The organism is Pseudoalteromonas sp. S558 (assembly GCF_005886635.1).
GTDB lineage: Bacteria > Pseudomonadota > Gammaproteobacteria > Enterobacterales > Alteromonadaceae > Pseudoalteromonas > Pseudoalteromonas aliena.
The window spans coordinates 1-8327 of record NZ_PNDU01000208.1 but is presented as its reverse complement, the minus strand read 5'-3'; the positions used below and the strand labels follow the sequence as shown (position 1 = coordinate 8327).

Genomic DNA, 8327 nt, shown 5'->3' with positions numbered 1-8327 from the left:
ATTGACGCGTAAATTCGCCTTGCTTTAGCTGAAAATCTCTGGCTAGAGAAAATAAATTTAAATATCAAAATAATTCAATGTGTGAGTAAATATCTTAACCAGAGTTCAGGTTAAATAACACATTGTAAGGAACGACCATGGCCGGAATTTTAGAGTTAAACGAATTATTAAAATCAATGCAGCCAGCGCTTAAGCAAGGCGAGTATATTTTTTGTTGCTTAGCAGGGAAATTGGCTGACTATGCTCATTTAGAGCCACTTGCTACTTATGTTGAAGAAGAAGGGCTAACCCTTATTTTAAAAGCTGAAACCGCCGATAAAGCAGGTATTACCTACGAAGGTAAATATAATTTAATTACCCTTAACGTACATTCAAGCTTAAAGGCAGTCGGTTTAACCGCTGCAGTATCTGCAAAGCTAACTGAGCATAATATAAGTGCTAATGTAGTCGCTGCGTTTTATCACGACCATATTTTTGTACAAACAGACAAAGCACAAGCTGCGTTGGATGCGCTAAAAGAGATTATGGCGTGTTGACCTTTCGTGATTGATGTTGCAGCAGACTGTTTGGTGTTTAGGCAAGGCAGAGCCTATTTATGGGGAATAACCACATCCTAATGTAGAGACAACTAAGTAATTGAATCAATAAATAAACTCGGATATGGTTTAGCTATAAGAAAAAATAGTTTTTAAAATTAGTTAAGTTTAAAAGGCTCTGTAATGTTTATAAGAAAAGTTTGCTCAATGGATCTATATTCCATTAGAACTGTATGTGCTGATGCATTTATGAGCTCTGTGGCACCTACACTTCAAGCTGAAGGTATTAAGACGTTTCAAAGCATTATATCTTTAGACAATTTAGAAACTCGTATGGCGGCAGACAATGAAATGTATGTTTACGAGAGTAATAGTAAGGTAGTTGGGTTTATAGAGCTCAAAGCCGGTCGTCATATTGCGATGCTTTTTGTTGCACCTAGTTGTCAAAAAAAGGGGATCGGTAAATCGTTGATTTTAAGAGTGCTCGCACATGCTAGAAGTGACACAATAACAGTAAGTGCCTCTTTAACTTCGGTACAAGCTTATCTTAATTACGGGTTCGAACGTGTAGGAGATATTTCTGAATCTGCGGGGCTAATATATCAGCCCATGCAAATAAAGCTTAATAGATTAAACCGCATAAAATAGTCAAGTAATATGCAGTGCTCAGCACTGGAGGGCGTTCAAGATTCTATCTCTCACTAGGTTGTATTTTAAATGCTTAACGAGTTACTGAGCTCTTAAATAATCTTAAATAAAATGGCTAATACTATTAAATACCAGCCGTTTTATTGGTGATTAGGTTTGGTGTACAATATTTATTGTCTACAGGCTCAAGCATTACTTTTTCGCCTGCGTTTACTACTACACATTGCGTACTGTTATCGAGTTTTTGTTTTTGAATAACAGTAAACTCCCCTTCTTTAGCGGCATATAAATTATATTGATATGCTGTGTTACCGCCTTCAAATAGAGCAGTAAACAAACCTCCAACTAGGCCACCAACGATTGCTCCACCCACCATGTCTTCAGTATTACCATCTAAGCTATCAACTAAACCAAACCCTGCCCCAGCAGCAATACCTGTTCCCACCTCTGATGAGAGAGTCACTTTTTGAACTGATTGCAATGATGCATAGTAGCGCTTAACGATATGATTTTGATTGTTACGGTCAACACCTTGTGAAGCACAACCAGAGAGTAGTAATACAGCGATTAAATATTTTTTCATAATGTTTCTCTTTAGTACCAACTTAACTAACCTGAGGTCTGATTAATTATTGGTATCAGTCATATTGATGGTGAAAATAATAGACTTAAAGAAACGAAAAATATGTGTGATTTTTGTGGGTTGCTGTTAGAAGTTGTAATAGTTTGTAGCAAGGTTTATGTAAAACACCGAACTTGTTAGTTCGGTGTTTCAATTGAAGCTAAAGAGCGAGTGCTTATTTAGCTTGTTTGGTATTGTACAAATTTAATACAACGTTAAACTACATACCCACTAAAACCTAACGCTTTAAAATACAGCTTCGGAATGCCAAATTTGCACTCATTTAGCAGTTCGCTAAAGCGCATTCTATCAAGCGGGTAAAACTCATTTTCTAAGTCGTGCCCTGTTTGTGTTTTACCTGTTTCGGTTAAACCCAATTGCGCGCACGTTGTAAGCTGGGCTTCGCGCTCAAATGAAGTTTCGGGGCGCATTAAATCGGCAATATAAAGGTTTGCGTCTTTTTTAAGGCTTCCTTTAATTGCTTTTAATAACTCTTTTTTATCGCCGTTATCTTCTAAAAAATGCATAACGAGTAAACATAAAACGGCATCAGCTTGTGTGTTTAACGTCTCAACTGAACCGCTATGAATAGTCACTCGGTTTGTTATGCCTTGTTCATCAAATTGCTGCTGTGCGATAGCAAGCATATCGGCTGATGTATCTTGCGCAGTAAATTGCCATGTAGGGTTTAGTGCAGCCAGTGCAAGTACTTCTTTGCCTGTGCCTGCCCCTACTACTAAAACATGTGCATTGTCGCTCAGCGTTGCTTGTAATTGTGCATTAGTAAGTTGATGTAATAGCTCGTAACCAGGTACTAAACGGGTAATGCGGCTATCGTACTGAGTTGCTTCTTCGCCTGTAAATGTTGGCACTTTAAACTCCTACTAATTTGTTATAAAACTTCAACGGTGGAGTATCCACCTGGTCTTTTACTTACATGTACTTGCGTGGCTACGCGTTCACTCATTTCGCTAACGTGCGAAATAACGCCTACTTTTCTGCCCTGTGCTTGCAAAGAATCCAAAGCGTCCATTGCAATGCTTAGGGTTTCGCTGTCTAACGTACCAAACCCTTCGTCAATAAACAAAGAATTGATTTGTACTTTGTTTGATGAAAGCGATGCTAAACCAAGCGCAAGCGCTAGCGATACTAAAAACGATTCACCGCCTGAGAGTGTATTAACAGAGCGTTGCTCGTCGGCCATGTCGCGGTCGATAATAGCAATGTCGAGCGTTTGCGCTATGGCGGTTAATTCGTAGCGTTTGTTTAGTGTTTTTAAGTGGCTGTTGGCATAGTGCAGTAATATTTTTAACGTTTGTGTTTGTGCTAAGTTACGCATGGTTTTACCCGTTGCATCGCCCAATACTTTATTAAGCAAGTGCCACTGCTCTACCTGTGTTTTAAGCGTAGTTAACTCAGCTTGTTTGCCTTCAAGCGCTTTCGCATTTTGGTTGTGTTGCTCAATAGCGGTATTAGTTGCTAGTAATGAATTTTGCAGCTGCGTTTGTTGCTCATTTAAGCTGCTTAATTGCGTACTTAAAGCCTCTGCACTTTGTGTTGGTTTATCGCTACTGTTGTGTTTTTCAAGTGTAAGTTGCTGCTGTTTTAATGCGGCATTTGCATCTGTTAACGCTTGAGTTAACTGCTCGTGTTGATTTAAATGCGCTTTAATAGTCTCGCTACTGAGCGTTAGTAAAATTTTGACCTGTTCATGCGTTGCATTGCTGTATTGCGCTTTAAAGTCAGTAAACCACTGGTTATAACGTGCCTCAAGCGTTGCTAGCTCTTGGCTGTTTTCAAGCAAGCGTTGCTCTACATTTTTAAGCGTTATAGCGTGCTCATCTCGTTGTTTTATAGCGTCGTCATAGCCTTTTTGACTCGCTTGAACTTGCGTTTGGCTTTGCTCTTGCTCACTTATAATTTTTGCTTGGTAGTCGTCTGCGCTTATTTGCTCATTATTAAATAAAGCCAAGCGCTCACTTTTTACAGCGTCTAATAGCGCTTTAGCTTTTACAAGCTCTTCATTAAGTGCTTTTAATGATTGCTCGCTTTTACTAACAAGCGGGGTAAGCTGCTTTATTTGCTCACTAGCTGTGTCTTGGCGCTTTTGGCTTTGTTCAAGTTGCGTTTGAGTTTGCTGATACTGCGTAACCTGCTCGTTCAGCTCGGTAAGTTCAAGCGTATTGGCTTGTAATTGCTGCCAAAAACCACTGTTTTCAAATTGATTATTGAGCGTTGTACCCAGCTCGTTAATTTGCGCACTTAGCTCGCTATGCTTACTCGTTAACTGGTTTTGATTGTGTGTAAGCTCAAGGTGTTTATTACTAAGTTGCTGTTGTGCTTGCTGCTCTGCTTTAAGTGCTACCTGCAGCTCATTTACTTTAGTTTGCAGTGTACGTTGGCGTTTTTGCTGCTCAAAGTATTGCGCTTTTTGCTGCGTTAATTGATTATAAGTCACTTCAAGCTGATCAGGCGTTAAGTCGTTAAGCTCACTACGTGCGCCTTGCATGGTATTTTTAATGTCGAGCTGTTTGGCTTTTGCCGTTTGTATTACTTGCTCAAGTTGTCCGTGTTCAGCAGTTAATACGGCATGTTGAGTTTGATGCTTATGCAGCTCGCTTTGTGCATGGTCAAATTGCTTTTTAGCGGCATTAAAAGCATTTTCAAAATCAGTAATTAAGTTATTTAATTGCTGATTTTGATTTGCCGCATACGGGTGCTCAGTTGCGCCGCACACTAAACAAGGCTCATTAGGGCGAAGCTCAGTGCGTAAATGCTCTACGTTTTCGCTGGCTCTTAAACGCGCTTGGTTAAGTGCGTACTCGTTGCCTTTAAGCGCTTGCTCGCTGGTTATTAAATGCTGATTAAGTAAAACATGGGCTTGCTGGCTTTCATTTAACTGCTGATTGAGCACTTGTTGGCGTTGAGTGCTTTGTTTTAGTTCTGCGTTAAATTGCCCGTAACGCTCTCGCTGCTCTTTTAAGTAATCGATACTTTTTAGCTGAGCGTCGCAGTACTCTGCATTAAATTCATTAAGCTGAGTATTTAATGCCTGTAAAGTTGATTGCTCACCACTAAGTGCCACCTCGCACTGCTGTACTTTATTATTTTGCGTATTTAAACGCTCGTTCTGATTTGCAAGCTCGCTATTAAGAGTTTGGCTTTGCGTAAGGTTTGCGGTCAATTGCTGCTGTGCATTTAAGTAGGTATTAAAGCTTTGCTGATAGTAGCTCCAGTCTTTTGCTAAAACATGCAGCTGTGCATGCTCATTAAGCCATTGCTGGCTTTTAGTTGAGTCGGTATTAGCGAGTTCAAGCTCGTTATTGCTTTGTTTAAGCTGTTGTTTGAGATCATCAAACTGAGATTGCTCTTTGGTTATTTGCGACTCAGTACCTTTTACAGCTTGATCTTGCAAGGCAATGTTACTGTCGAGCTCTCGCGCTTTAGCGATAACGGGCGCTGCATTTTGTTTTTGCTCATTGGCGTTATTAAGCAGCTCGGTATGCTTAACAAGTGCTGTATTACGCTCGTTAATGACCTCTAAATGATCAACACTTTTAAGCGATGAAATTTGCTGATTTTGCGCCGTATTTTGATCGGTTAACAAAGTAAAACGGCTGCGGTTGTCTTTTATTTCAAGCGCTTGTTTAGCTTGTTTTGCCTGCTCGCTTTGTGAGGTAATACTTTCAAGCGCTGAGCTTGCTTGTTGCTGGGTTTGCTGTGCTTGCAGTAAATTTTGCTCAAGCACTGTAGCTTGTTGATACCAGTTAAGTGCTTTTTCGGTTTTGGTTAGCTCTTTTTTAGTGTCTTCGGTTTGCGCTTTTAAATCGGTTAACTTGGTTTGTTGAAGCTCAAGTTCATCGCTCGTTAATAAGGTATAGCTTTGAAGGCCTGCTTTAAGGGCTTCAAGCTTTGCTACTTGCTCTTTGTGGCGTTCAAAAATACGCACGCCAATACGGCTAAATTTATCGGTGCCTGTTAAGCACTCTAAAAGTTGCGCTCGCTCATCGCCAGTGGCTTTTAAAAATGCAGCAAACTCATGTTGTGCTAAAAGTACGGCACGGGAGAACTGCTCAAAGTTAAGCCCTATTTTGCTCTCTACTTCTTTTATTGTGTGACTTTTGTCAGCTATAAGGATTTCGTCTGGCAAAGTTACTAAGGTGTGCTCTGCTACTTTAAGTTTGCCAGTTACCTTTTTATGAGTGCGTGAAATTGTATAGCGCGCGCGATAAAGCTGTTTATCTTGTCCTAAAAAGTCAACCTCGGCGTAGCCTTCCCAGGTACCCCTGCGCAGTAAATTACGCGCGTCATTGAGCTTTATGCTGTCGCCGTTAAATTCAATTAGATTACCTTTATCGCCACGTAAACGTGCAGTTTTAGTATAAAGCGCTAAACAAATAGCATCTAAAAAGGTACTTTTACCTGCACCGGTATCGCCTGTTATCGCAAACAAGCCTGCATCTTTTAATGGGGCCTTAGTAAAGTCTATTTCAGCGTCAACAATAGAGGCTAAATTATAAATACGAACTGCGGTTATTTTCATAGTTGCTCTTGCTCCGTAAGCTCGTTGATCACGTCACTTAAAAGTGCTTTTAGTTCGTCGGGAACACTTTGCCCTGCCATGTCTTTATCGTTTGCAAATGCTTGTTCTAATAAATTAAGTGGATTGAGCATTTCAACTTCGCTTAAATCTTCAAATACGGTGTCATCTTCATTATTAGCGGATTGCTCACGTACGCGTTCAATACCACAAAATTTAATATGCTTGCCTTCAAGTGCTTGTTCTATTTGTTCTCTGAAGGTGGTGTCGGTATCGCTTGATTTTAGCTTTACACGTAAATAAGGCGCTATTGTATTTTGTGCGGTGTCGAGCGCTTTAATTTGCTCGCATAGTTCGCTTAATGGTACACACTCCCCTTTTGGTAAAACAATTACATCGGCAGAGCGTGGAATGTAAAGGGGGTTTACAGTCGTACTAATATGTTGTTTTTTATCAGTTATAAACTCAACAACATTTACTTGGTGCGTGTAATTACGCTCTGAAAACGACATAGGTATTGGTGTGCCACTGTAACGAATAACATCACTTTTAGCGACTTGTTGCGCTTTGTGTAAATGACCAAGGGCGACGTAGTTGGCTTGTTTACCAAATACATTGGCTGAAATAGACTCTTCACCACCTATTACTAAGTTACGCTCAGAATCACTGGAAATATCCCCGCCTTTTGCATGTAAGTGCCCCATAACTATTAATGGTGAGTGTTGCTCATTTATATGAGCTGCATGCTCTAGGGCAAGTTCGTAAGCTTTTGCAACGCCTTGTGCATAGCTAGAACCGTTTTGAGTTTGGCTAATTGAACTTACATCGCTTGCGCGCAAAAAAGGCATAGCGACGATTACAGCACGTTTACCATTGGTATTTATGGTAATAACTGCTTTATTAGGTGTTGCGACATCAAAGCGCCCTACTACGTGAGTATCAAACTGAGCAAGCAATGGTTGCGCGGCCAAAATACGATTTGCAGAGTCATGGTTGCCGGCAATAATAATTACGTGTAGTTCTGGGCACTGTTTTTTTGCGTCTTTAATAAATTGGTATAATTGGTTCTCGGCGTTAGCACTGGGTGTTGCTGTATGATAAATGTCGCCAGCAACTAAAAGTAAGTCTATTTGTTGTTCAACAAGAGTGGCTAATAACCAAGTGAAAAAAGCTTGATGTTCAACACGGCGGTCGTGTTCATAAAATTGTTGGCCAAGGTGCCAATCTGAGGTGTGGAGGACTTTCATGCTGCGCTCTTAAAAAACCAATAAGAGCGCCAATATACCCAAGGCATTTAAAGATGCAAGCCTAGGGTAGCCTTTAACTTAGGTTAAACTGTACCAAGCGGCAAAAATAACCGGTAATGTTAAAAATGCTACCAGTAATGGAATTTTCAATGTTCTGGTTTGTTTTGTTTGTAATGCTTTTAACGCATTAGTTTCGTTACAAGCCGCTACTTTATCAATGTAGAAATAACCAGAATCAAGATACTCTTTGCAATTGTTCTCATTTGCTGGAATTGCAATTAGTTCTTGTTGTTTTTTTAGGATATAAAAATCCATGAGTCCACCGCATTTATTGCTACTAATCTATATTTATTTGAGGGTAAATGTGACGAATTTATTTGCCTCAAATAAAAGGGTGGGCGATTTTAAATACAAACAGCATTAAAGATCAATAAAAATATTAACTATTTTTAATTTATCGTGTAAATAGCCAATATTATTGAGATTGCAGCAATATTTGCGCCAATAATAATGCGTTTCTTATTACTTTTTTGCATGGATGGGAACCTTTTTAGCGCATCTTGTTTATTGCATGCAGATATTACATTTACAAATTTGTAGTTATACCAATTGCATTAAATTAGTGATCTATTATAGCGATAAGAAAATAGCTCAGTAACAAAGCTAAAATTATGATACATAGTTGTTCTATATAAATAATTTTTAACGTAGTTAGTGAGTTATTTAATACGTTT

At 39.4% G+C, this 8327-nt stretch carries 7 protein-coding genes; 2 read left to right on the top strand and 5 right to left on the bottom strand.

Features of this window, described 5'->3' with window-relative positions; translation table 11 throughout:
• Nucleotides 1-137: 137 nt before the first annotated feature.
• Together CWB66_RS14445 and CWB66_RS14440 are read left to right on the top strand one after the other, a co-directional pair.
• Nucleotides 138-536: an ACT domain-containing protein gene (locus CWB66_RS14445; protein WP_138585918.1), complete on the top strand. Its 399-nt coding sequence runs from the start codon at nucleotides 138-140 to the stop codon at nucleotides 534-536.
• A gap of 183 nt (nucleotides 537-719) precedes the next feature.
• Nucleotides 720-1184, top strand: a complete 465-nt coding sequence (locus CWB66_RS14440; RefSeq protein ID WP_138585917.1) for a GNAT family N-acetyltransferase — start codon at nucleotides 720-722, stop codon at nucleotides 1182-1184.
• A gap of 124 nt (nucleotides 1185-1308) precedes the next feature.
• On the opposite strand, the gene CWB66_RS14435 is transcribed toward CWB66_RS14440, so the two are convergent.
• The 5 genes from CWB66_RS14435 to CWB66_RS14415 all read right to left on the bottom strand — a co-directional run bounded on the left by CWB66_RS14435 (nucleotide 1309) and on the right by CWB66_RS14415 (nucleotide 7908).
• Entirely contained in the window at nucleotides 1309-1767 is a 459-nt protein-coding gene (locus CWB66_RS14435; protein ID WP_138585916.1) for a putative periplasmic lipoprotein, read from the bottom strand.
• A 254-nt stretch (nucleotides 1768-2021) separates the two neighbouring features.
• A complete protein-coding gene (locus CWB66_RS14430; RefSeq protein WP_138585915.1) occupies nucleotides 2022-2678 on the bottom strand; it encodes a class I SAM-dependent methyltransferase in 657 nt (218 codons plus the stop codon).
• A gap of 20 nt (nucleotides 2679-2698) precedes the next feature.
• Complete coding sequence (locus CWB66_RS14425; RefSeq protein WP_138585914.1) at nucleotides 2699-6349, bottom strand: AAA family ATPase; 3651 nt, start codon at nucleotides 6347-6349, stop codon at nucleotides 2699-2701.
• Nucleotides 6346-7593, bottom strand: coding sequence for an exonuclease SbcCD subunit D C-terminal domain-containing protein (locus tag CWB66_RS14420; protein ID WP_138585913.1), 1248 nt, complete (start codon nucleotides 7591-7593; stop codon nucleotides 6346-6348). The genes CWB66_RS14425 and CWB66_RS14420 overlap by 4 nt, the downstream gene beginning before the upstream one ends.
• Nucleotides 7594-7671: 78 nt before the next feature.
• Nucleotides 7672-7908 carry a hypothetical protein gene (locus CWB66_RS14415; protein WP_077535400.1) on the bottom strand — a complete coding sequence of 79 codons (237 nt, stop codon included), beginning with the start codon at nucleotides 7906-7908 and terminating at the stop codon, nucleotides 7672-7674.
• Nucleotides 7909-8327 lie beyond the last annotated feature (419 nt).

Coding starts and splice junctions, on each gene's coding strand:
- CWB66_RS14445 (WP_138585918.1), top strand. CDS start 138: ATGGCCGGAATTTTAGAGTTAAACGAATTATTAAAATCAATGCAGCCA.
- CWB66_RS14440 (WP_138585917.1), top strand. CDS start 720: ATGTTTATAAGAAAAGTTTGCTCAATGGATCTATATTCCATTAGAACT.
- CWB66_RS14435 (WP_138585916.1), bottom strand. CDS start 1,767: ATGAAAAAATATTTAATCGCTGTATTACTACTCTCTGGTTGTGCTTCA.
- CWB66_RS14425 (WP_138585914.1), bottom strand. CDS start 6,349: ATGAAAATAACCGCAGTTCGTATTTATAATTTAGCCTCTATTGTTGAC.
- CWB66_RS14420 (WP_138585913.1), bottom strand. CDS start 7,593: ATGAAAGTCCTCCACACCTCAGATTGGCACCTTGGCCAACAATTTTAT.
- CWB66_RS14415 (WP_077535400.1), bottom strand. CDS start 7,908: ATGGATTTTTATATCCTAAAAAAACAACAAGAACTAATTGCAATTCCA.